Raw genomic sequence first — 25,288 nt, forward strand, 5'->3', positions numbered from 1 at the left:
TAGAAGCATTCAAGGTAAAGCTTGAATGCTTTTTCTTTTCAAACAGGATTCGACCTAGCACATAGAGGCGAATCTTGTTTTATTTTTGTCATATTTTTAAGGATAATGGCAAGGAAAGAATGAAATAGAAGGAACTGCCACGGATTGAAATGAAACTGTAATAAAAAAACAGAAATAGAGTGCTATAATAGTAAAAGAAATACCTCTTACATAGATGAGAGTTTTAGGTGGTTTAATCATGATAGAAATGAAAAATGTGACAAAGAAATACCCAAACGGTGTTGTTGCGACAAATGGTATTTCCGTTAATATAAAGCAAGGCGAATTTGTGTATGTAGTTGGCCCAAGTGGGGCAGGGAAATCCACATTTATTAAATTGATGTACCGTGAAGAAAAAGCAACATCAGGACAAATAATTGTAAATGGTATTGATTTAGCAACTTTAAAGAATAAGAAGGTCCCTTTTTTGCGCCGTCAACTTGGTGTAGTTTTCCAAGATTTCAAATTGCTACCTCGTTTGAATGTCTATGAGAATGTAGCGTTTGCGCTTGAAGTAATAGAGGAAAAGCCAGATGAAATCCGACGTCGTGTTATGGAAGTGCTAGAACTAGTTGGATTGAAGCATAAAGCAAGAATGTTTCCAAATGAACTTTCAGGAGGAGAGCAGCAACGAGTATCGATTGCTCGTTCAATCGTCAATGTCCCAAAAGTGGTGATTGCAGATGAACCTACAGGGAATCTTGACCCTGAAACATCATGGGAAATTATGAATTTATTTGAGGAAATTAATGCACGTGGGACAACGATTGTAATGGCAACCCACAACCGTGAAATTGTAAATACGATTCGACGTCGTGTTATTGCAATTGAAGGCGGCTTAATTGTCCGTGATGAACACGGAGGTGAATACGGCTATGAAATTTAGTACAGTAAAGCGCCACTTCCGGGAAAGTATCAAATCACTTGGTCGAAATAGCTGGATGACCATTGCCTCTGTCAGTGCCGTTACCGTTACGCTCATTCTAGTAGGTGTTTTTGCGCTTATTATGATGAATTTAAATAAAGTAGCAACGGATTTAGAAAATGATGTCGAAATTAAAGTGTTAATTGATGAAACAGCAGATGAAGCTGCTGAAAAAGCACTCATCGAAAAAGTCAAAAAATTGCCTGGTGTCTCCGAGATGACGTATTCCACTAAGGAAGATGAGTTAACCAAGCTAGTAAAAGACTTCGGTGATGATTTTAAACTATTTGAACAAAGTAACCCTTTACGTAACGTTATTTATGTAAAAGCTGCTGATCCACAGCAAACAGCAAAAGTTGCGAAAACCATTGATAAATATGAGTATACATATGATGTAATGTATGGCGAAGGAAAAGTTGAAAAACTATTTAACTTCTTAAATATTAGTCGTAATGTAGGAATCGTACTTATTTTAGGGTTATTATTTACGGCAATTTTCTTAATTTCGAATACAATTCGTATAACGATTATAGCTCGACGTGATGAAATAGAAATTATGAAACTTGTAGGGGCTACAAATTCATTCGTGCGTATCCCATTCTTATTAGAAGGTATGTGGCTTGGAATTTTAGGTTCAATTATTCCGATTGCGGTTGTCACGACCCTTTACCACAATATATATAAAATTATTGCACCACGTTTACAAGGAGAGCTTGTTCAATTACTAGATTTTTCTCCACTTGTGTATCAGGTAAGCGGTCTTCTGTTACTCATTGGTGTACTGATCGGTATTTGGGGAAGTTTCATGTCAGTACGTAAGTTTTTAAAAATTTAGTCACAACGGATATTTGTGAAAAAGAAAAGAATAGTCGAAGGGGAGTTCAATCGGTGAAAAGTAAGGCGAAAAACATATTAAAAACACTTGCAGCAGCATCTGCTCTAATTCTTTTTATCCAAACTCCATCAGCATATGCAACAAGTTTATCGGATTTAAAAGAAGAAAAGAAACAAGTTGAAACAAAGAAGAATCAGTTAAATTCATCTATCAGCAATAAATCAAATGCAATTACAGCTAATCAAGAAAAGCAACAACAAATCTTAGATCAAATTCAAGCATTGAACGCTGAAATCGACAAAACTAATAGTAATATTAAAAAAGTACAAGCAGATATTCGGGCAACAAATGAGGAAATTAAAAAGTTAGAAGCGTCTATCGAAGAGCTTTTGCATAAAATTGAAGAGCGCGATTTATTGTTACAAGAACGTGCACGTGCGATTCAAGCAGGGGGCTCTGTTAGTTATTTAGATGTATTGCTTGGCTCTAATAGTTTTGTAGACTTTATTGATCGTTTCTCTGCAGTTAATGCATTATTGGAAGCGGATCGTCAAATTATTCAAGATCAAAAAGATGATAAACAAAAATTAGAAGAGCAAAAGCAAATTGTAGAAGAGAAGCGTAAAAACTTAGAAGATAAAAAAGCTGAGCTTGAACGATTAAAAGCATCATTAGATAGTCAAAAAGCTGAGAAAAATAAACTAGTCGACCAATTAGAAAAAGAGCAAGAAAAGCTGAAATCAGAAAAAGTATTACTTGAAAAAGAGTACTCAGAGGCTTTAGAAGTAAGTCAGGAATTGCAAGATCAAATTATTGCTGAACAAAATCGTTTGGCTGAAATTGCGCGTCAACAAGAGGCGAAACGTAAAGCAGCGGCCGCGGCAGCAGCTGCTGCTGCTAACAATGGTGGCGGATCATCTGGTGGTACAGTCCATGCACCTCAATCAAACGGAACATGGATTAAACCAACGAATGGTCGCTTAACATCACCATATGGTTGGCGAAATCTTGGAGCAGGACCTGAATTCCATTATGGTGTCGATCTTGCAAATGCAACAGGAACACCAATATGGGCAGCAGCAGATGGCGTTGTTTCTTACGCAGCCCCACTTAGTTCGTATGGTAATGTTGTCATTGTGACGCACTCAATCGATGGACAAATTTATACAACCGTTTATGCACATTTAAGTGCATTTAATGTTAGTGTAGGACAAGAAGTAACACAAGGTCAGCAAATAGCAGCGATGGGTAGTACAGGTCGCTCTACTGGCCCACACTTACACTTCGAAGTGCATATTGGACCTTGGAAAGGACAAGCAGTCGGCAGTGTTAATCCACTGAAATATATTCCATTGTAAACATAAAAGCTATACACTAGCGTTTTCTAGTGTATAGCTTTTAATATTTCATCGAATGTTTCACCATTCACCAGTTTATAGGTTTGCCCATCTATCGCCAATAAGCCATTATTGTAGAAAAATATTTTTAATGTATAGTCATAGTAAGTAATGTCCAATTGATAGACAACATCAGCTTTTTTGTTATTTAATAAGGTTCTTTTTACTTCCCAAGTACTTAAGGCTAAACGCATATCCTCTAATCGTGGATCGTCACGATTGATAATAGCCAAGCTTTTATTGGTACCATTGCCAACTTCCCAAATTGTCATCTTATTTACTATTTCTTCAAGATCCTTATTAGGAAAAAAATCTTGTAGCAAATTCTTCGTTTGATACTCTGAATACAGCATCAGAATACTAATGCCGAGAAAAATGGCGGCAATCCATAGTATAAGTCGCTTTGAAAGCATATCTCCCTCTCCGCTTTTATTATTTTACGAAATATTCCAATGAAAGTTTCATCGCTATTATAAGATTCTAATTAATGTTATGATGAATATATACATAGTGGGGTATTTTTATTGTTGTTATTTCTGAAGATTTTCTTAAAACAATGTGAAATATTCTTTTTTAAAAAGGTTCTATGCTATGCTTTCGGAGGAGGATTCGTTGGAATGATAAATACAGAGTGGTACTCGATCCGAACATTAACTTTACCAGCTACTGCAGTCGCTTTACTTATTACTTTTTTTATTGTATGGCTGATCCTGCGCTTACAATTTTCTAAAAGGTTGTCTGAGTTATATAGTGACGCCATTTTCACGTTTATTATTGTTTGGAAGTTAAGTTTGCTTGTAACAGATTTCAGAACGGTTATAAGCAATCCAATCACATTGCTTTATTTTAATGGCGGAACAATGGGTGTTTATCTTGGTGTTATCGTAGCATCCTTACAAATATGGAGAAAGCGACAGCGTCTACAGCTTGAGGAACAAGAGATGCTAGCTGGTAGCTGGGCTATTATTTTAACCCAATCCATTTATCAAATGCTTGCTGTGCTACTTAATGACAATAACACATCGAGTGAAGTTATAACATTAGCTGTGCTAAGTGTGGTCACACTCCTCATATTATGGAAACTAATAGCAGTGAAACAAGCTTTATTTCTCTATACATTAAGCTATTTGATAGTGGCTTTCTTACAGCCACTTGGTATATGGCAAACAGCTGTGGCTGTTAGTTTAATACTACTTAGTTTGGGTTTAATCATTCAGCATGAACGAATCAATGTGGGAGGTAAGAAATGAAAAAAAATATTGGGCTGCTGATCGTTGTGCTATTAGTGGTTGCGATGATTGGTACATATGTAAAACAACAAATTGACGAAGAACGTGCCATTGATAAATCGGCTCTAGGTAAGGATATGGAGGAGTCAGAAACCGGCTTAGGTAAAGGCAATATACCGCCTGATTTCACCTTAACAAGCTTAGATGGGGAAGATATCACATTAAGTGACCTTCGTGGAAAAAAAGTTGTTTTAAATTTCTGGGCGACATGGTGCCCACCTTGTAAGGCGGAAATGCCACATATGCAAAGCTTCTATGATGAGTATGCAAAAGAGAAAAATGTTGAAATTATAGCGGTCAATTTAACAGATGCTGAACGTGATGTGACCGCTGATGCCAAAGTGGATACAGTGATGACATTTAGAGATAGCTTTGAGCTAACGTTCCCCATCTTACTGGACCCAGACAATGAAGCTGGCTTAAATTATCAAGTCATCACAATTCCAACCACTTATTTTATTGATTCAAACGGCTACATTCAACGCGCCATCAGAGGACCAATGGATGTGGATATGTTAAATGATTATGTAGATGCACTAGATTGATTCATAAAAATCTGCTCGTTTTCTATAGTAGAAACGAGCAGATTTTTTTATTTTCTATGAAGTCAAGGTGAGTACTCGCGGAAGCATGTTGAATACCCTCGAAGTCAAAGTACATTCCTGCGAATCAGCAATCATCATGCATGTGTAAAGTGAAATATTCTCTCTTTATAAATTTGAAAGGTAATTTTGTATGTTTGAAAAAATAGAGTCATACAGTAAAAGAGACGGAGGAGGGAAGATTTGCGCAAATTAACAGCCGGTGTCGGAGTCCTACTTAGTAGTTTGGTGGTGGGCAGTGGTATTTACTTTGATTGGTTTAATATTGGCGATAAAAAGGAGCCTGTTACGGAGGTTGATACTATTGGTGAGGCTATGACACTCATTGAAGAGAAATCAGTATATAGTACAAAAAAGGATGCATTGGTGGAGGGGGCTCTTCGTGGTATGGCTGATGCCATTAAAGATCCTTATAGCACGTATTACTCCAAGGAAGAGGCTGAGCAACATCGGCAAATGTTGGCTGAGGAACGAGTAGGCATCGGTATTGAACTGACGGAAAATAAAGGAAAGTTTATCGTTGTGTCACCTGTTCGTTCATCCCCAGCAGAGAAAGCAGGGATGCGTTCACTCGATGAAATTGTACAAGTTGATGGGGTACGAATAGATGGAAAAACGATGAGTGAATTAATGCATTTAATTCAAGGTGAAAAGGGAACGAAAGTAACCATTGTTGTCTATCGTCCAAGTGAAGATAAGCATATTAAGATGACGATGGAGCGCGCAGCCATTTCTAATAAAACGGTTACCAGTGAGGTTGTGAAGGTAGAAGATACAGCTATTGGCTATGTGGTGATCTCCTTATTCGGTGAAAAAACCGCTAATGAATGGGTGGCTGAAACGAGTAAATTACTTCGTAAAGATGTGGAAGGAATTGTAATCGATGTACGGGATAATCCAGGTGGTTATTTACATAGCGTCGCAGCGCTACTGAGCACAGTATTGGACAATGGCAAAGTATTTGCATATATGCAAAATGCGGAAGGTGCTATGGAACCATTAAAAACACAAACAAAAGGCTTCGATCAAAAATATATAGAAACGATGAATAAAATTCCCATTGTTGTGTTACAAAATCAAGGTAGTGCGTCTGCTAGTGAAGTATTAAGCGGTGCTTTAAAAGGCTGGGGACGCGCTTCACTTGTTGGGGTTAAGAGCTTTGGAAAAGGGACTGTACAAGAATCTTGGGAGCTTTCCAATGGTGGGGAGCTTAAATTATCAACCAATAAATGGCTAACACCAAAGCGCGAATGGATTCATGGGCAGGGCATTGAAGCCAGTTTAATGATCGAGCAAAATGAATTATTTGCTTTTCAACTTCATCCACTAACAGGTAAGTTTAAAGTGGGCGATATGAGTGAAGAGATTTCCTATTCACAAAATGCCTTACAGAAACTAGGTTATCAAATCGATCGTTTAGATGGCTATATGGATGAAACGACTGCAGAGGCCGTTAACCTTTATCGTAAACAGAAAAAATTAAAGCTAGCAGAAGATGAATTTTATATGGATACGACATTCTTTAATAGTTTAAACGAAACATTAAAGGATTTTAAAGCCGATCGTCAAAATGACCAGCAATTCCAAATGGCCACTAGTTTTTTACTGCATACGATTGAACAATAAAACTTGCTGACAGAACAAAAATACCATAATACAAAGCTTTCTATGAGTTTGTACTACGCAAGCGTGTAGTCCTTTGATACAATAAATTCATAGTATTCAAGATAGAAATGGCGGGTGTTCGTATGGTTAGTGAGATATTAATAGAAATAGTAACAGCGATTGGCCGCTTTTTACTCAACCCATTACTGTATATAGTCATAATATTTGCTATTATTTTAGGTTATCGTCGAGTAAAACAGGAGCGTAAATTCTTTAATAGACGTATTATTTGGGGCTGGACGGAGTTAATCGGACAATGGAAAGATGGGTGGCTCTATGCACTAATTATTTCTGTCATTAGTATTGGAGCAGGTCTAACTGTCCCAAAGGAATTTTTAATCATTTTAACGGCAGTTTCTATAGTGGCACTTATCTTATTTGTCATGAATGCAATGTCACCTATTTTGACAATGGGGATTGCCACACTTGCCATATGGGGTATGTCCTATTACAATTGGTCATTTTCCTGGTGGAAAATTTCATTAGGGACTGTCCATTTAGAGAATGGCGCAATTGTGACAATTACCATTCTTGCGGGCCTTTGTGTCATTGCAGAAGGGCTATTAATTCGACGTATGGCGATGAAGGTGTCAACACCGTGTATTGAGAAAACGAAGAGGGGTATGCAGGCAATTGTCTATCGTTCAAGAAATGTGTGGGTATTACCTATTTTCTTTGTTATTCCTGGCGAGGCGATTTCGGCGATGTTCCCATATTGGCCTCAGTTTACGATAGGTCATAATAGCTTTGCGCTTGTGTTATTTCCACTTGTCATTGGCTTTACTAAACTGACAAGAAAGGAATTACCAGCATTAATGTATCCAAAAATTGGCCGACCTGTCTTTTTACTAGGGCAGCTTATTTTAATAGGAGGATTGGCTGCATATTTTGAGCCAGTGATTGGGTTCATTACACTTGCTGTTGGTGTAATTATCCGTATTATAATTGCTATCTACTTTGCACAGCAGGAAAAAACAGATCATTATGCAGTTGCGCCAAGTACGAAGGGTGCTATTATTGCAGCCGTTCTTCCTGATTCACCTGCTGAGAAAATGGGCTTACTTGCTGGGGAATGTATTCGCAAGGTAAATGGTGTGTCAATTTTTACAGAAAATGAGTTATACGAAGCACTGCAATTAAATGCCGCTCATTGTCGTCTAGAGGTTTTAGACCGAAACAATGAATTACGTTTAACGCAACATGTGATTTATAGTAATGATCATTACCGTATTGGACTATTATTAGCTGAGCCGAGGGAAGTATAATGGACGTTTTTGGGAAAATGATGTTAGCATTATTCATACCAGCTATATTGGTATTATTATTCACCAGAATTACCTATAATCGCTATGTTGCATTGTTATTAGCCATTGCACTTATTGCCGCCTCAGTATATGCAGGCTATACATCCCCACCTATTATTTTCGTTATTGATGCATTTTCATTAACAGTAGGCTTTTGGCTAGCAAGTAAAATGAATAAATAAGAAAGGTCAGTCCAGGCAATAAAATGTACCCTATAAGATAGACACTTTCAAAAAGGTCATCTTATAGGGTATTTTTATTTATAATGAAGAAAAAACGAGCGGTGGTAGATTGTATGACTAAAAAATTTTTTTCGGAACAACAACAGGCACAATTAAAATTAAATCCATACGTCAAAACAGTAAGCGCGAAAGCCATTACTTATACAGATGAATTTAAAGAATTTTTTATTGATGAATACGATAAAGGAAAATATCCAAGTGAAATCTTTTTTGAGGCGGGTTTTGACATTGAAGCCCTTGGTCCAGCTCGTATTCGGAGAGCTTCGAATCGTTGGCGTACAGCTTATAAAGAGCATGGGCTTACAGGCTTAGAAGATGCCAGAAAACATGCTTCAGGTCGCCCTTTAGAACGCGAATTAAGTATAGAAGAAAAATACGCCCGCTTAGAGGCGAAGATGAAATTGTTAGAAGCAGAAAACGAATTTTTAAAAAAGCTAGATCAACTCGAAAGGCAGCTGATAAGGAAGCAATCAAAATAAGTACTACACAAAAATTTGAGTTAATCCATCAAATTATTGAAAAATATCAATTAAAACGGATGGTACGATATCTTTGTGAAATGGCAAAGGTTTCACGCTCAGGCTACTATCGCTATTTTAGAGAAGAAGCTGTCTTAACTCGTCAAAAACAGAATGAAGAAGATGAAGTGGTGAAAGAAGTCATTTTAAAGGCCTTTCATTTCCGAGGACGAAAGAAAGGCGCACGTCAAATAAAAATGACACTAGAAAACCAATATGAAATTACGTACAACCTTAAGCGTATCCGTCGCATTATGAAAAAGTTTAATATTATCTGTCCCATTCGAAAAGCCAATCCAGCGCGTCGTATGGCAAAAGCAACGAAGGAACACCGTATATGCCCTAACAATTTACAGCGCAACTTCAAGCAAGGTGTGGCAGGAAAAGTATTACTAACCGACATCACATATTTAACATATGGAGGCGGTAAACGTGCTTATTTATCAACGATAAAAGACGCCGAAACAAATGAAATTTTAGCGTATGAAGTATCCTCTACATTGGGTATAGAAATTGCGCTCAATACGTTACATAAATTAAAGAAACATCGGCATTTAAGGGAGGATGCCTTTATCCATTCGGATCAAGGTTTCCACTATACGAATCCAAAATTCCGAGCCTTAGTGAAGAAAATTGGCTTAGGACAGTCCATGTCACGTCGAGGAAACTGTTGGGATAATGCGCCACAAGAATCGTTCTTTGGGCATTTTAAAGATGAAACAACTATTAGAGCATGTGAAACGTTAGAAGAAGTAAAGAAAGAAATTAAGAGTTATATGATTTACTACAATCATTATCGAGGTCAGTGGGATTTAAAAAAGCTGCCGCCTGTAAAATACAGACTGCAGCTTCAAGAAGTTGCCTAACCTTTTTCAAAATGTCCTTTACAAAGGGTACACTTTACAATAGGACTGACCTTTTTACATGAAAAATCGCACTGCTGCCATAATGATTACTCCTGCAACTACTGTAATCGATAAGCTTTTTGTGACAAGGGCAATAATAAGAGTAGGAACAAATGTAATAAAGACTGGCCAATCAAGTGTCACTACTTTGCCGCTTTCAGTATCTATTAAATTTTCAATGACAAGAGCACTTAATATACAAACAGGAATAAAACTAAGCCATTTTAGCACAACATCAGGTAGTGTTACACTACGCACAAAAATAAATGGAATGACACGCGGTAGCCATGTTACAAGTGCGCAGCCGATAATAAGCCAGACCATATAAGAAGTTGTTGTCATTTATCTGTCACCACCCCAATTGTTGCGACAATCACGGTTGCCAGTAGCACAGCCACATGTGAAGGGACTACATAAGAAAGACCGTACATAATAACCGCCATATAGCCAATTAACTTGATATAATGCATGATTTTACTTTTACCAACACTGCTCAATTGCAAAACTAAAAGTGCAACAAACATGGCAACCAAGGCAAAATCTAAACCCCATTTTTCAGGATTTGCTACCCACTGTCCTAAAAAGGCACCCGTAACACAGGAAAGAATCCAGAAGATATAGGCTGTTATATTTAACCCATCCATCCATTTACCATATAATTTACCTGTTTGCATTTGCTTTGTGACTGCTACACCAAAGGTTTCATCCGTTAATAATGTACCAAAGCCAACATTTCTAAGCATGGAGTAGCGCGTAAAGTGAGGTGCTAATGTTAAACTCATTAATAAATGACGTAGATTCACTACGAAAATGGTTACAATGATAGCAGAGGCAGGGCTACTTGTTAAAAGAAGTGCACAAAAAATAAATTGTGCAGAACCTGCGTAAATCAGTATTGTTAATAGCGCAATTTCAAGGACAGATAACCCTGAAGCGGAACCTACAACCCCAAATGCAAGTCCTATACTAATATAACCGAGTAATGTAGGCACGCAATCTTTCACGCCTTGTAAAAAACTGTCATTGGAAGAGCTTGTTGTGTCATCATGTTGAAGCTCTGTTGTACTTGTCATAAATAGGTCATCCTTTCTTGATAATTTCCATGTATACTATTGATGGAATTGTTTGATAGTTCTTGATGTTTATTAAAGTATACATATGTCTGATAAAATAAACAATAGAAATTGGTGAGTAAAGATGGAACAAATGAGTCGAAATTTAGCATTTCAATTAAAGAAAATTAGACAGCAACGTCATTTAAGTCTCGATGATGTGGCCAAAGCGACAGGTGTCAGTAAAGCACAGCTTGCACAAATCGAAAAAGGAGAGGCCAATCCAACTGTTTCAACAATTTGGAAAATTGCAGCGGGTATGCGTATGTCATTCTCTTCATTATTACAGCCACCAACTGCCCATTACATGCGTTATAGCAGTAAAGATGTACCACATGTCGATGAGGATGAGGGACGCTATCGTGTTTACTCCATAATTCCGTATAATCCAGAGCGAGGCTGGGAGTTTTATAAGGTTGAAATGGAGCCAGGGGCAGTTAGTAGGAGTGAAGCCCATACAGAAGGGGTAGAGGAAACTGTAATGGTTATTAAAGGACAAGCAGTTATTTCTGCTGGAGACATGCATGAATTACTAGATGAAGGGGATACACTAGTATTCTCAGGGCATCAACCCCATGAATATCGCAATACTTCAGAAGGGTTAACAATTTTTCATTTAATTTTACAGTATAAATAGAGGTGTCGATATTGAATGAATGGTTTACTGTAGAAAATATTGAACAGGTTGCGGCACAGTATCGAACGTTCGGCCCAATCATTGGTTTACTGCTCCCGTTTTTAGAGGCGTTTTTACCATTCCTACCATTAGTCGTATTCGTTGTGGCGAATGCCAGTGCATTCGGCTTATGGCTAGGATTTCTATTATCTTGGCTAGGCTCTGTAGCTGGCTCCTATGCGGTTTTCTTACTTGTGCGTCATTTTGGCAAACATCCAAGATTACAATTTTTAACAGGTAGTAAAAAAGTACAGAAGCTTATTAAATGGGTGGATATGAATGGCATCAGCCCTCTTTTTGTCCTCCTCTGCTTCCCTTTTACACCATCTGTGATTGTCAATATTGTAGCGGGATTGTCACATATCCATAAAAAATTTTACTTAATCGTTTTGCTTGCAGGAAAGTTTGTCATGATTTTAGGTATGAGTGTATTGGGCTATGATTTAAAATCGCTCTTGACAAGCCCAGTGAGATTGATAATTGCAGCTGTGGCCATTGTTATTTTATGGTGGGTTGGGAAGTTGATAGAGAAGCGTTTGAATGCCCGTGTAGAAAGAGATTTAAAGCAAGCGCGAAATTTGACGAAAAAGCAGGACCACCATGCCAGTTAAGTAAATAAACTGTAGCCTCTTTCATTATGTGAAGAGGCTGCTTTTTTGTGTAATAAATTAACCTTTTTATAGGTAGGTGAAGGTTGATAGATAGTATTTACTAGTTTTTTTCGATAGAATTTAAGATAGATGATTTATGTTGTTTTTAGTAGGCTGAGAAAACTGCTCCACCATAGATGAGAAGCAATCAATAGTCTGGAGAAGCCGCTCCAAAATAGATGAGAAGTAATCAATTCAGTGAAAGAATCGCTCAAATAAAAGTACAAATTTTTATTTCATTAAAAGAGACACCCGCAACAGCAAGTTAATGAGGAGGGGGAAAGTAAATGACATTGCGTATTGTTTCAGGACGTTCGGGAACAGGAAAATCAGCATTTATTCATCAGGAAATTGTTGAGCAATTAAAGACAGATCCATTGGGACATCCAATTTTCATTATAGTGCCTGACCAAATGTCTTATTCTACGGAATATGAGCTGACAAATAAGCATGGTTTACAAGGCTTGATTCGAGCACAGGTGATGACGTTTAAACGTTTAGCATGGTTGGTTTTACAGGAAACAGGAGGTATTGCTCGTAAAGAAGTGAATGGCTATGGCTATCGAATGCTTATACGTAAACTTTTGGAGGAACAAAAAAGCGAGTTTTCCTTATTTCGACAAGCAGCAGGAAAACGTGGCTTTACGGAGGAAATTGAAACCCTTTTAAGAGAATTTAGTCGCTATAGCGTCAATAGCTCAGTCTTGGCAGAGGTAACGGAATCGTTAAAGGCAATAGATGCACCTAATACATTGCAGGCGAAAGCGAATGATTTACATGTCGTTTTGCAGGCATTGGAGGAACGACTTGGTACGACCTATGTTGACAGCGAGGGCTATTATCCGATTTTAACGGAGCAACTGAAGTATGCAGAAACGATGAAGCAAGCGACCATCTATATTGATGGTTTCACCGCCTTCACTGTGCGAGAGTTAGAACTGGTTCGTGAATTGTTAAAGGTGACGAAGCAAGTAACTGTCGTCCTTCCCTTTGATCATATGGATGAAGCCTTTGATGAACAAGCTTTATTCCATGAAGCAGCGTTAACGAATCAACGTCTTCATGATATAGCAAAAGAAGAGGGCATTGATGTTGAATTACCATTACATTTTTATAAGACTCAAAGATTTCATTCTAAAGATTTACAGCATGTGGAGGCAAAGTTTGCTGATTTGGAGCCTCAAACGATAAAAACCTCAGGAGATGTAACCGTGCTTGAAGCATCAAATCGTCGAGCAGAGATACATGCGATTGCCCGGGAAATAACAAAACTGACAAGAGAAGACGGTTTTCGCTATCAGGATATCGTACTTTTGTACAGACAAGCAGATCTCTACGATCCACTTATTACAAGTATTTTCCAACAATATGAAATTCCTATTTTTACAAATACAAAAAAGACAATGCTACATCATCCATTAATAGAGCTAAGTCGTTCAGCCTTGGAGGTTATGACCTCGAATTGGAAATATGAGCCAGTTTTTCGTAGTGTCAAAACCGATTTGTTTTTCCCATTACAAGCTGAGCTAACAATTTGGCGTGAGCGAGCAGATCGATTAGAAAATTATTGCTTGGCACAAGGCATCTATGGTGAACGATGGTTTGAGGAGGCACGTTGGTTTTATAAAAAATATCGAGGTCTAGAATTCCATTCGCGTGTACAAACAGATGAAGAGCGTGCAATGCAGGCAGAAATCGAGGCCATTCGAGATGAAATTCGCCAACCTCTAAAACTTTTACAAGACAAGCTTGATAGCGCCAAGAATGGCAGAGATATTGCGACTGCTTTATTTGAACTTATAGAGTCATTACAGGTATATGATAAACTGCAAGCCATGAAAGATCGTGAGCTAGAGCGAGGTGACGCATTAGCTGCAAGTGAACATGAACAAGCTTGGAATGAATGGATTGCTGTTCTTGACCAATTCGTTTATATGTTTGGAGAGCAGGAGATGTCTGTAGAGCAAGCAGCCAAAATTCTTGATGAAGGCTTTGATACATTAGAATTTTCAAGAATTCCGCCAACCCTTGATGAAGTAATGGTGGCTACTGTTGATTTAGCTCGTTTATCCAATATCAAAGTCGCTTTTGTAATAGGAATGAATGATGGTGTTTATCCAACTCGGATGGAGTATGAGGGCTTGTTGTCAGATATCGAACGTGAATGGTTTAGTCAAATTGGCTATGAGCTTGCTCCTACCTCTACTAATCGTTTATTACAGGAAAATTTCTTGTTCTATCGCGCTATTACAACGCCATCTAACAAATTGTATATGACCTATCCTACGGCGGATGAGGAAGGCAAGGCACTTCTAGCCTCACTTTATATTAAGAAAATAATAGGAAATGACAAAAAGGCTGGCTTATTAAGTGGTGTTTCGATAGAACGAGTGGTAGTCGATCCAATTGAATTATTAGATAGGGATGTTTTACCATATTTACGCCATCCAAGGACTGCATTGGCACATCTAATGGTACAGCTACGTCAAGCTGAACATAGCCGTGAACTAGCGCCAGAATGGCTAGCTTTACAAAGATTTTATACACAAGATCCGTATTGGGCACTCATTTTCGACCGCGTACTTTATCCAATTACCCATAAAAATGAGGCTGAGCCACTTGAAACCTATATTACACAGGAATTATATGGTCAGAAGCTAACATCCAGTGTGTCGCGAATTGAGAAATACTTCAGATGTCCTTTTTCTCATTTCACTACGTATGGTCTACGTCTTGAAGAACGAGCTGAGTATCGGCTAGAAACGTTTGCAATGGGTGACTTATTCCATGAGGCATTAAAGTGGATTACAGAGGAAACACATCGTCAGCAATTATCTTGGATTCGTTTAACAACAAAGCAAATTAAACAATTAGCACGTCAAGCAGTAGAACAAATTGTTCCAGTCTTTTCCCATCAAATCCTATTATCCAGTGCCCGCTATCGCTATATTCAGCGTAAGCTAATTCGAATTGTTGAGCGTACAATGACAGCACTGACACAGCATGCAAATGTATCACACTTCAAACCAATTGCAATTGAGGCATCGTTTGGTCCTGGACAACATGAACAGCTACCACCATTAGAGATTGATTTGACTGGTGGTAAGAAAATGTTTATGCGTGGACGTATTGATAGAGTGGATAGTGCAACGATAGATGACCGCTCTTATTTGCGGATTGTCGACTATAAATCCTCAGCTCGTGACCTTGATTTAAATGAGGTTTATTATGGATTATCCTTACAGGTCCTAACGTATTTAGATGTGGCAATGGAAAATAGTTCATACTGGCTATCAGGTGAAGCAGAGCCAGCAGGGGTACTGTATGTCCATGTCCATAATCCGATGCTGAAGCTGGATAAAGATTTGACGGACAGTGAAATAGAAGAGGATCGTTTAAAGCAGTATAAAATGAAAGGTTTGCTATCTGAAAATGCTGAAGCGATTTTATCGATGGACGAGCAATTGGAAGAAAGTAGCGGACATTCAAAAATCATTCCTGTCTATATGAAAAAAGATGGGACACCGTCTGAGTCACAATCGCGTATAGTTCCTGTCAATGATATGAAAAAGTTGCAGCATTTTGTTCGTCGTAAACATCAGGAGGCAGGGAATGGTATCTTATCTGGTGATACGGCCATTAGCCCCTATAAATTAAAAGCCAAAACGGCATGTGATTATTGTCAATTTGCTGCGGTTTGCCAATTTGATCCATCAGATGGTAAACAAAACTATCGTCAATTAATGCAAGCAAAGCCGAATGATATTGTCGATAAAATTCGGAAGGAGATAGAATAGCATGGTACAAACAATTCCTGTTAAGCCAGTAGATGTCACATGGACAGACGATCAGTGGAAGGCCATTTATGCTAGCGGTCAAGATACACTCGTTTCGGCTGCAGCAGGGTCGGGGAAAACAGCGGTTCTGATCAATCGTATGATTGAAAAAGTCATTGCTACTGAAAACCCGATCAATGTAGATGAACTATTGGTAGTGACCTTTACAAATGCCTCAGCCGCTGAAATGCGCCATCGTATGTCTGAGGCATTAGAAAAGGCGATAGCAGAAAATCCAACATCTAATCATTTAAGACGGCAGCTAAGTCTTGTGAATAAAGCACAAATTTCTACGCTACATTCATTCTGTTTAGCAATTGTGAAGCAATATGCGTACTTACTTGATATAGACCCAGGCTTCCGTATTGCCAATGAAGCAGAAATAGCATTATTGCGAGATGATGTTTTAGCAGAAGTTTTAGAAGATGCATACGATGCTGAGGATGAGGCTCACGTACAAGCCATCTATCGTCTTGTCGATAGCTTTACCTCAGATCGTGATGATCAAGCCATCGAAACGCTGATTAGTAAACTTTATGATACGTCTCGTGTCCATGCAGAGCCTCAAAAATGGCTTTGGAGCCTGCCGAAAGCATATGAATTAGCTGAGGAAGTGACAATCGATGATTTAGAGCTATCTCAATACGTCAAATTAACCGTACGTCATAGCCTGGAAGAGGCGTTTATGCTAATTTCTGAAATGCGCACAATTACATTACAGCCAGATGGACCTGCACCCTATGCAGAAACGGCAGAGGTAGATTTTGCTATGATTCAGGAAGGGATACGCATTAGTCAAAGTGGGACATGGCAGGAGCTATTTGATTATTTTGCAACGGTTAAATGGTCTACCTTAAAGCGGGTATCGAAGGATGCACTAGTTAATGTAGAGCTACAGGAGCTTGCGAAGAAAAAACGAGAAGCAGCCAAAAAAATGATGAATAAAATCAAGGAGACATATTTTGTTCGTACGCCTGCACGGCTACTTGAGGAAATAAGGTTAATGGCACCGACCATTACTACGCTAGTTGAATTGACCACTACATTTAGTGAACAATTTCGACTAGCCAAGTTAGAACGGGGAATCATTGACTTTTCAGATTTAGAGCATTATGCACTTCAAATTTTAACGGTAGAGATAGATGGTGCACTTCATCCATCACCGGTTGCACTAGATATGAAAAAGCGTTTTAAAGAAGTACTTGTGGATGAATATCAGGATAGTGCGACACGTTGCTAATTGAAAAGATTAGCCACTAGCATCATTTCGCTAGGAGAACTAAGAAATCAGATGAGTCGAATGATGAGGTAACGCTCTGAAAGGCTCGACCTAATCCTCCGAATAGCATTGTCGCGTGCAATCGTGATGATGTTATAAGCTCGGTGAAGTCAGTTGAACATCCTCCTAATCGAAAGAAGGAAAGCGGGATAGAGGTATTCTGTGGGATGGATAGACTGGGGGTCTATAAAAATACTCATGGTTAGAATGTAGGGAACAAAACTTCCTACTGACGAAATTCCGAATGTACGGCTCTAGAGGTATAGGTATTCGAAAGGGTACACCAACTTATTGTTGGGTTAGTGAGGTGGAGTAAAATTTGTCTTTATGAAACACCTTATAGTGTTACAGGCACTATCCAGCTAACAGGGTTAGAGGAATGACCTAAAAGTATTATATGTACAGATATGATTTCTTGGAACGTGGTAAGCTGGCTACGTGGAGAGATTGCACTCGTTGAAGCGGTATGAGGGAAAGCGTCTATAGTATAACCTCATTTTAAGCACAGTGAAAGTGATGGCACAGTACCAGTGAAGCCGTGATAATAAGCGGTGGAGGGATAGCCATTAGTCAATTTATGAATAACTAAAACATTACTTTATACTATCAGGTTCTCGTATGACTAAAAGAAATGCAATCGCCAAAAGAAGTAATAAAGTGGTGAGAGTATTGACTGAAACAGCAAACAAGAAAGTTTTAAAACGACAGTCCTTACGAAACAATGAATATTACGACATGCAACAAACCTTAGATGACCTTTACAAAGCAAGTCAAATGAACAAACGCTTTAAAAATCTGTATGAATTGATTATTAGAAGAGAAAATATTTTACTGGCATATCGAAACATCAAGAAAAACAAGGGTTCTCTCACCAAAGGTAGTAATGAATCGACAATCATTACTATCGGAGAAAAAGACCCGAACGCATTAATTGATTATGTCAGAAAAAGACTTGAAAACTTCATACCACACAAAATAAGAAGAAAAGAAATACCAAAAGCTAATGGAGGAATTCGCCCACTCGGCATCCCGACAATCGAGGACCGAATCATTCAACAATGTATTAAACAAATTCTAGAGCCAATATGCGAAGCGAAATTCCATCATCACAGTTACGGTTTTCGACCGAACAGAGGAACTTTACATGCATATTCTAGAGCAGTAACATTAGCAAATATCAACAAACTGCACTATGTGGTTGATATTGACATCAAAGGTTTCTTCGATAATGTCAATCATGGCAAACTTCTTAAACAAATGTGGTCAATGGGTATCCAGGATAAAAAGGTTCTCTCAATCATAAGTAAACTACTGAAAGCAGAAATTGTAGGAGCAGGAACACCTAATAAAGGGACTCCTCAAGGTGGTATTTTATCACCGCTACTATCTAATATTGTGCTAAACGAATTAGATTGGTGGATAAGCAATCAATGGGAAACGTTTGAAACGCAGAAAAACTATGAGCGTAAAAGAATTATTGGTGGCAAGGTTAGATTTGATAGGTCAGTGAAATATAGTACCTTAAAAAGAGCCACAAGCTTGAAAGAAATGTTCATTGTGCGATATGCAGATGATTTTAAAATCTTTTGTAGAGACCATAAAAGTGCCTTCAAGATTTTCGAAGGTGTGAAAAAATGGTTAAAAGAAAGATTACATCTCGACATTAGTAAAGAAAAATCAAAGGTCATTAATTTAAGGAAAAACTTTTCGGAATTTCTAGGGTTTAAAATGAAAGTGGCTAGAAATAAAAAGAAGCATACCGTAAAATCATTCATGACAAATAAGGCGAAGAAAAACGCAATTAGCAAAATCAAAGAAAACATCAAACGAATTAAAAAGAAATCTAATGCTTCAGAAGTGTCCAAACTCAATGCAACAATTCTAGGACTTCATAACTTCTATCAGCAAGCAACGATGGTAACGAAAGATTTTAGTGAAATTGCATTTTCAGTCAAACGAACCTTATATAACAGCTTGAAGAAAGTTTCATCGGATAAAGGTGAGCCAAGTACGTACTACAAGAAACATTTCAAAGATTATCTTGGCAAGAAAAAGACATTCGTTGCAAAAGTAGCGATATTCCCTATCGATGGAATCAAACACAAAAATCCGACAAACTTTACGCAAGAAATCAATAATTATACAGTTGAAGGTAGAAGTCTGATTCATAAAAAGCAAAAATCAGTATCAGAAGAAGTTGTGAAGTATCTCATGAAAAATCCTGTCATCAATCGTAGTATTGAATACAACGACAATCGTATTTCTAAATACATTGCTCAAAAAGGGGTTTGCTTTATTACAGGAGAAGCACTCATTCTGAAAAATATGGAATTACATCACATCGTTCCAAAGGCAAAAGGTGGTAACGATAAGTATGACAACTTAGTTTTTTATAACGAAAGAAGCCCATAAACTGATTCATGCCACAACAGAAGACGTCATTAATAAATACCTTCAAATGTTAGAGTTAACAAAACAAAGTTTGGACAAAGTAAATAAACTTCGTGTGAAAGCTGGAAATAAAGTATTAGTATAAAGATTCATAATTGATGGAACGCCGTATGAGGGGAAACCCTCACGTACGGTGTGAATGGGGGGAAAAGCAGGAGATTACTTCAAATGCTTACCTATCCATATCCAATATGCTACAGGAAACCATCTTACAGCTTGTCAAAACGGGTGAAGAACAAGACGGCAACCTTTTTATGGTTGGGGATGTTAAACAAAGTATATACCGTTTCCGATTAGCTGAGCCAAAGCTTTTTATGAGAAAATATAGTGAATACTTGGAGTCACCTGATGTAACGGGGATGCGAATTGATTTAAACGCTAACTTCCGAAGTCGAAAAGAAGTATTAAATGCTACAAATTATGTTTTTGCACAAATTATGGGTGAGCGTGTCGGTGAGATTTCGTATGATGACAATGCGTCACTAAAGCCTGCTGCGCCCTATGATGATAAAGAAATACCTGTTGAGCTGGTCGTACTGCATCCACCACAGGAAGAGGAAACACCAGAAGAACTGGAAGAACTAAGCAATGAGGCAACGGAGCTAGAGGAATTAAAAAAATCACAATACGAGGCACGATTTATTATCGATCGTATACGTCAAATGATGGAAGATGGAACAACCGTATACGATACGAAAACAAAAACAGAGCGACCATTAAAGTATAGTGATATTGTGATTTTAATGCGCTCGATGACATGGTCAACAGACTTAGTAGAGGAATTTAAGCTGGCAGGGATTCCACTCTATGCAGAATCATCTAAAGGCTATTTTGACGCACTCGAAGTAATGATTATGTTAAATGTCCTGAAGGTAGTCGATAATCCCTATCAGGATATCCCCTTAGCCTCTGTACTGCGCGCACCGTTTGTTGGTTTAACGGAAAATGAGCTGGCGAAAATTCGTTTAGCCGATCAAAAGGTACCTTTTTATGATGCTTTACGACAATTTATTCGTAGTGAAGGACATGGTGTGCAAACCACTACATTTGAGAAGTTGCAACGCTTTATGCTAGCCTTTGAAAATTGGCGTGATTTAGCACGTCGTGGATCATTATCAAATTTAATTTGGAAAATTTATTTAGATACACATTATTATGAAATGGTTGGGGCAATGCCGAATGGCAAACAGCGTCAAGCAAATCTACGCGTATTACATGATCGTGCATTAATGTATGAAAAAACAGCATTTCGTGGGCTATTCCGTTTTTTACGCTTTATTGATCGTATGCGTACGCGTGGCGATGATTTAGGTACGGCCAAATCAATTGGCGAAAAGGATGATGTAGTACGTCTGGTGACAATACACTCTTCCAAGGGGTTAGAATATCCAGTCGTCTTTGTTGCAGGAATGGGACGTCCGTTTAATAAAATGGATTTTCATCAACCCTATTTGTTTGATCAAGATTTTGGACTAGCTGTTAAGGCCATTGATCCCGAAAATCGTATCACCTATACATCGTTACCGTTTTTAGCATTGAAGGAGAAAAAAGAACTGGAGATGCGTGCAGAAGAAATGCGTGTCTTATATGTTGCGATGACTCGTGCGAAGGAGCGTTTGATTTTAGTAGGCTCAGTGAAGAACTGGGAGAAAACACGCGACAACTGGCAGGACGCACAAAGTTTACCAATGGATGCACCGCTTCAAGAATATTTACGTGCAAGAGCTAACAGCTATTTGGACTGGGTTGGCCCAGCAGTAGCAAGACATGCAGATTTTGCAGTAGTAGCAAGCACATCTTATAAAGAAGTGGAGGATCAATCACATTGGTGGGTTCAAGCCATCGATACAAAGCATTATTCATATGAGATAGAGGCGATGGGCGATGAAGTACAGCAAGTGCTTGCGATGCAAGAGGATGAGGACTTGCTGGCTGAAATCACTACCCGCTTTCAAGCGCAGTATGTCTATCAAAAATCTACAAGAAAGCGCTCCAAAACATCTGTTAGTGAAATAAAGCGATTAGAAAATTTACAGCGCCAGGAGGAACCTGAATTTTATTTTGCCTCTCCTATCACGCAAAAGGCTTCGTCCATTGCACCTCGACCCGCTTTTTTACAGGAGCAACAGCTAACTGGTGCTGAAATTGGTACAGCTGTGCACACAGTGATGCAGCATGTTCCTCAATATGGCTTTAGTCATATCGATGCTGTAAGGGACTTTGTGGAGGATTTAATGGCAAGACAGCTTTTAACAGAGGCGGAGGGCAAAGTAGTTCCGCAAGCGAAAATTTATCGTTTTTTTGAGACAGAAATAGGGCAACGCTTTCAACGCGCAAGGCAGATACGTAGAGAAATGCCGTTTACAATTAGTAGAATCGATGAAGATGGTGATGCTCAAATTGTGCAAGGGATCATTGACTGCCTATTTGAGGATGAATACGGTAATTGGGTCTTGTTGGATTATAAAACGGATCGTATACAATCTCATTTTGCGCAGGAGCCAGCCTTGTCAAAGGAAATACTAGGTCGTTATGCCGTACAGCTTCGTGTTTATAGCGAAGCCATTGAATCCATCTTACACATCAAGGTGAACGATAAAGTATTATTTTTATTCGATAATGAACAGACCATACACGCATAAAGAACTTGTTACGGGCAAAGTGGGGCAAAGTTTTTTCTTGCCCTGCTTTCACCATAGCTGCTAGTCAAGAGGAGGCTATTTTGTGGAGTTAAAACCAACAATGTTGCATGAACGAATAGCAACATTAGATATTTTACGAGGTATTAGTTTAGTAGGGATCTTACTTGTAAATATGTATACCTTTTATTTGCCAATGCCGCATATTGATTTGGCATCATGGTTTACAACCCCATCAGATATTGTTTGGCAGAAAAATATAGATATTTATGTGCAAGGCAGCTTTTACCCGCTTTTTGCCATGCTATTTGGTTATGGGCTAGCCATGCAGTGGCAAAAGGCTCAAAGTCGTCAACAAAACTTTTATACGCTGGGGCTTCGTAGACTGTCCATCCTGTTTGCTTTTGGTTTTATCCATGCTGTGCTAATTTGGTGGGGCGACATATTAATGATGTATGCATTTTGTGGCGTTTTCTTAGTGCTTTTACTACGATTGAGTCCCATCTGGCTATTAGCGAGTGCTTTGATTATTAATGGCTTGATGCAAGCTTTTATGCTCTTTGTAGTAGGGATTGTAAATTTTAATACAAAAGTAGATGATTACTTAGATATCGTTTCAGTAGAGAAGGCCATCACGGCTTATGGGACAGGAAACTGGGTAGATGCCTTTTTGCAACGCTTAACAGATTTATCGACGCAGGCAGGCATCGAGATGTGGTTTGTCGCACTGTTCACGATTTTACCGTATATGTTAATAGGTGCCGCTGCCTCTAAATGGCGTTTAGTAGAACGGGCTAAAGAATTGAAGTGGCTCTGGCTGACGTTTGCAATTGCTGGATTGGTCATCGGTATTGGTATAAAAAGCTTATCTATTATGTTTACAAGAACATATTTACTAGATTATTTAAAGGTATACATAGGGGGCCCAGTTCTATCGGTGGGCTATATTGGGGTCATTGTGTTACTTTGCTTAGTGCCAATAATGCCAAAACTACTTAGTCCTTTTGCTAAAATCGGACGCATGTCATTAACGATGTATATTCTTCAATCTATTATAGGTACTTGTTTATTCTACCAATTTGGCTTTGGCTGGTATGGTAAAGTAAGTGTAGAAACAGGGGTATTAATTGCTGTCGGCATTATTGTTGTGCAAATGATCATAGCAGAAATCTGGTTATCTAAGTGGAAACAAGGACCGTTAGAAACAATATGGCGTAAATTAACATATAAGCAAAAAGTAGAAGTGCGTTAATATATTCCTCTTCACATGCATATTTTATGAAGATATAACAACTTATAAAAATGTTGTCGCAAAAATGAGGTAATTTCTATCATATTGTTGTATTATGTAGAAAAAAGAAGGAGCTCTTTCAATCATGAAAATTTTATCATTCAAATTAGGTGGACATGTAAGCTTTGGACCAAAAGTAAAAAAAGAAGAAGCGGTATGGGATGTACTCGCTATTCAAAGTGAACTTCAAGTTCTCCCTTCTTTTTCAAGTTCAATCGTGGATGGCATTGCTTTAGGCTTTGATTTTGTGGAACAGATTCGTAAATTAGTAGAAGCAGCAGAAAAATCAGATAATGCTAATAGTTTTAAACGTGAATTTACAGAGATCGAATGGCTTTCACCAATTCCACGTACACCTAAAAATATTATGTGTATTGGTAAAAACTATGATGAACATGCAAAGGAAATGGGTGCAGAGGCAGCACCAACGGATTTAATGGTATTCACAAAATCACCAACTGCAATTGCTGCAGATGGACAAACAATTTCCATACATGCAGATCTTTCTTCAAAAATGGATTATGAAGGTGAGCTAGCTATCGTTATTGGTAAACGTGGCAAAAACATTCCTAAAAACTTAGCGTTTGATTATGTATTTGGTTATACTATTGCCAATGATGTAACAGCTCGTGATTTACAAGAGAAACATAAACAATTCTTCTTGGGTAAAAGCTTGGACGGTACTTGCCCTCTTGGACCATACCTTGTGACAAAGGATGAGATCCCAAATCCACAAGACTTAACAGTAGTCACAAAGGTCAATGATGAAGTACGTCAAAATGGCTCTACGAAAGATATGATGTTCTCTGTTGAAACGTTAGTATCCATCCTATCTCAGCATGTAACATTAGAGCCAGGAGATGTGATTTTAACAGGTACGCCAGCTGGTGTTGGCAAAGGGATGAACCCGCCACAATTCTTAAAAGCTGGAGATACAGTAAAAGTTTCTATTCAAGGAATTGGTACTTTAGTCAACCATTTTGAATAATGATGATATCAATCCGCGTGAGTCTATACTCCGCGGATTTTTTACTGCTTTAAGGCATAGTAACAGATGTAAAAACTATGAAATGCAAGGATTCCAAGTTTTAAATGATGTAAATTATGTGAACACTATTGTAATATTTGAAACCCTTTCCATCGCATGGTAGGATAGAGTTTGATAGAAAAAGAATGAGGGGGACAAACATGAGTTTTTTAACTAGCCAAACGCATTTGCATATTACTACGTGGGTAGTAGGTATTGTCATCTTTTTAATTGCGGCACTAATGGGCAAGCAATCAAAAGGCTTACATATGACATTACGTCTGTTTTATGTACTAATAATCATCACAGGTGGGGCATTATTTATCGAGGCAATGGACTATGGTAAAGGTATGCTTTACGGATTTAAGTTCTTAGGTGGCATACTTGTAATTGGCATGATGGAAATGGTATTAGTACGTCAAAAGAAAAATAAACCAACAGCTATGTTTTGGATTTTATTTGCAGTATTCCTATTAATCACTTTGTTCCTAGGATTTAAACTGCCAATGGGTCAAGATTTCTTAGCATAATGATTTAAAAGTCGTGAAGTAGTTGCTTCACGGCTTTTATTTTGTAAACGAAAACGGAAGACGGAATTGACACCTT

General features: G+C 38.2%; 19 protein-coding genes and 3 pseudogenes. 19 read left to right on the forward strand and 3 right to left on the reverse strand.

All coding sequences use genetic code 11. The annotated features are described in order from the left end of the window. The first annotated feature begins 238 nt into the window (after positions 1-238). Genes ftsE through MKZ14_RS03330 form a run of 3 tightly spaced genes read left to right on the forward strand, consistent with a single transcriptional unit; the run spans position 239 to position 3,157 of the window. Positions 239-925, forward strand: a complete 687-nt coding sequence (ftsE, locus tag MKZ14_RS03320) for a cell division ATP-binding protein FtsE (protein ID WP_016991524.1) — start codon at positions 239-241, stop codon at positions 923-925. After that, positions 915-1,799 carry a permease-like cell division protein FtsX gene (ftsX, locus tag MKZ14_RS03325; protein WP_004227513.1) on the forward strand — a complete coding sequence of 295 codons (885 nt, stop codon included), beginning with the start codon at positions 915-917 and terminating at the stop codon, positions 1,797-1,799. Before ftsE ends, ftsX begins: the two co-directional genes overlap by 11 nt. Positions 1,800-1,852: 53 nt before the next feature. Beyond that, the gene (locus MKZ14_RS03330; protein ID WP_333006433.1) at positions 1,853-3,157 is read left to right on the forward strand and encodes a peptidoglycan DD-metalloendopeptidase family protein; all 1,305 of its coding nucleotides are present in this window, start codon (positions 1,853-1,855) and stop codon (positions 3,155-3,157) included. A 26-nt stretch (positions 3,158-3,183) separates the two neighbouring features. Here the strand turns inward: MKZ14_RS03330 and MKZ14_RS03335 are convergent, their stop codons facing one another. Beyond that, a complete protein-coding gene (locus MKZ14_RS03335) occupies positions 3,184-3,609 on the reverse strand; it encodes a hypothetical protein (protein ID WP_333006432.1) in 426 nt (141 codons plus the stop codon). A 204-nt stretch (positions 3,610-3,813) separates the two neighbouring features. On the opposite strand from MKZ14_RS03335, the gene MKZ14_RS03340 reads away from it, so the two are divergent. From MKZ14_RS03340 to MKZ14_RS03370, 7 genes are all read left to right on the forward strand, one after another. Then, positions 3,814-4,446 (forward strand): hypothetical protein, encoded by a 633-nt coding sequence (locus MKZ14_RS03340; protein ID WP_333006431.1) that lies wholly within the window; start codon positions 3,814-3,816, stop codon positions 4,444-4,446. Further along, on the forward strand, positions 4,443-5,030 hold the full coding sequence (locus MKZ14_RS03345) for a redoxin domain-containing protein (protein ID WP_016991519.1): 588 nt from the start codon (positions 4,443-4,445) through the stop codon (positions 5,028-5,030). The genes MKZ14_RS03340 and MKZ14_RS03345 overlap by 4 nt, the downstream gene beginning before the upstream one ends. A gap of 240 nt (positions 5,031-5,270) precedes the next feature. Beyond that, positions 5,271-6,713: a S41 family peptidase gene (locus MKZ14_RS03350; RefSeq protein ID WP_016991518.1), complete on the forward strand. Its 1,443-nt coding sequence runs from the start codon at positions 5,271-5,273 to the stop codon at positions 6,711-6,713. A 122-nt stretch (positions 6,714-6,835) separates the two neighbouring features. Further along, entirely contained in the window at positions 6,836-8,017 is a 1,182-nt protein-coding gene (locus MKZ14_RS03355) for a PDZ domain-containing protein (protein ID WP_333006430.1), read from the forward strand. Next, positions 8,017-8,238 carry a DUF2198 family protein gene (locus tag MKZ14_RS03360; RefSeq protein ID WP_016991517.1) on the forward strand — a complete coding sequence of 74 codons (222 nt, stop codon included), beginning with the start codon at positions 8,017-8,019 and terminating at the stop codon, positions 8,236-8,238. Before MKZ14_RS03355 ends, MKZ14_RS03360 begins: the two co-directional genes overlap by 1 nt. A gap of 113 nt (positions 8,239-8,351) precedes the next feature. Next, on the forward strand, positions 8,352-8,777 hold the full coding sequence (locus MKZ14_RS03365) for an HTH domain-containing protein (protein ID WP_058844812.1): 426 nt from the start codon (positions 8,352-8,354) through the stop codon (positions 8,775-8,777). Beyond that, positions 8,720-9,682, forward strand: a complete 963-nt coding sequence (locus tag MKZ14_RS03370) for an IS3 family transposase (protein WP_339281002.1) — start codon at positions 8,720-8,722, stop codon at positions 9,680-9,682. Before MKZ14_RS03365 ends, MKZ14_RS03370 begins: the two co-directional genes overlap by 58 nt. A gap of 54 nt (positions 9,683-9,736) precedes the next feature. Here MKZ14_RS03370 and MKZ14_RS03375 read toward each other — a convergent pair whose 3' ends face one another. Both MKZ14_RS03375 and MKZ14_RS03380 read right to left on the reverse strand, forming a co-directional pair. After that, positions 9,737-10,063, reverse strand: coding sequence for an AzlD domain-containing protein (locus tag MKZ14_RS03375; RefSeq protein ID WP_048392045.1), 327 nt, complete (start codon positions 10,061-10,063; stop codon positions 9,737-9,739). Next, positions 10,060-10,794 carry an AzlC family ABC transporter permease gene (locus MKZ14_RS03380; protein ID WP_048392044.1) on the reverse strand — a complete coding sequence of 245 codons (735 nt, stop codon included), beginning with the start codon at positions 10,792-10,794 and terminating at the stop codon, positions 10,060-10,062. Before MKZ14_RS03380 ends, MKZ14_RS03375 begins: the two co-directional genes overlap by 4 nt. A 124-nt stretch (positions 10,795-10,918) precedes the next feature. On the opposite strand from MKZ14_RS03380, the gene MKZ14_RS03385 reads away from it, so the two are divergent. The 9 genes and pseudogenes from MKZ14_RS03385 to MKZ14_RS03425 all read left to right on the forward strand — a co-directional run bounded on the left by MKZ14_RS03385 (position 10,919) and on the right by MKZ14_RS03425 (position 25,212). Next, entirely contained in the window at positions 10,919-11,470 is a 552-nt protein-coding gene (locus MKZ14_RS03385; RefSeq protein WP_048392043.1) for an XRE family transcriptional regulator, read from the forward strand. Between the two features lie 11 nt (positions 11,471-11,481). After that, positions 11,482-12,120, forward strand: coding sequence for a TVP38/TMEM64 family protein (locus MKZ14_RS03390; protein WP_004227497.1), 639 nt, complete (start codon positions 11,482-11,484; stop codon positions 12,118-12,120). A 326-nt stretch (positions 12,121-12,446) separates the two neighbouring features. Beyond that, positions 12,447-15,956 (forward strand): helicase-exonuclease AddAB subunit AddB, encoded by a 3,510-nt coding sequence (addB, locus tag MKZ14_RS03395; protein WP_333006275.1) that lies wholly within the window; start codon positions 12,447-12,449, stop codon positions 15,954-15,956. Position 15,957: 1 nt separating this feature from the next. Beyond that, positions 15,958-17,220, forward strand: a pseudogene (locus MKZ14_RS03400) (UvrD-helicase domain-containing protein); the annotation flags it as partial. 672 nt (positions 17,221-17,892) lie between these two features. Beyond that, positions 17,893-19,810, forward strand: a pseudogene (gene ltrA, locus MKZ14_RS03405) (group II intron reverse transcriptase/maturase). A 100-nt stretch (positions 19,811-19,910) separates the two neighbouring features. Next, a pseudogene (gene addA / locus MKZ14_RS03410) lies at positions 19,911-22,367 on the forward strand (helicase-exonuclease AddAB subunit AddA); the annotation flags it as partial. 82 nt (positions 22,368-22,449) lie between these two features. Further along, on the forward strand, positions 22,450-23,616 hold the full coding sequence (locus MKZ14_RS03415) for a DUF418 domain-containing protein (RefSeq protein ID WP_333006271.1): 1,167 nt from the start codon (positions 22,450-22,452) through the stop codon (positions 23,614-23,616). 124 nt (positions 23,617-23,740) lie between these two features. After that, complete coding sequence (locus MKZ14_RS03420; protein ID WP_048392038.1) at positions 23,741-24,643, forward strand: fumarylacetoacetate hydrolase family protein; 903 nt, start codon at positions 23,741-23,743, stop codon at positions 24,641-24,643. A 200-nt stretch (positions 24,644-24,843) separates the two neighbouring features. Next, positions 24,844-25,212, forward strand: a complete 369-nt coding sequence (locus MKZ14_RS03425; RefSeq protein ID WP_004227486.1) for a YisL family protein — start codon at positions 24,844-24,846, stop codon at positions 25,210-25,212. Positions 25,213-25,288: the final 76 nt, after the last annotated feature.

This window comes from Lysinibacillus sp. FSL P2-0066, from assembly GCF_037969495.1.
Lineage (GTDB): Bacteria > Bacillota > Bacilli > Bacillales_A > Planococcaceae > Lysinibacillus > Lysinibacillus boronitolerans.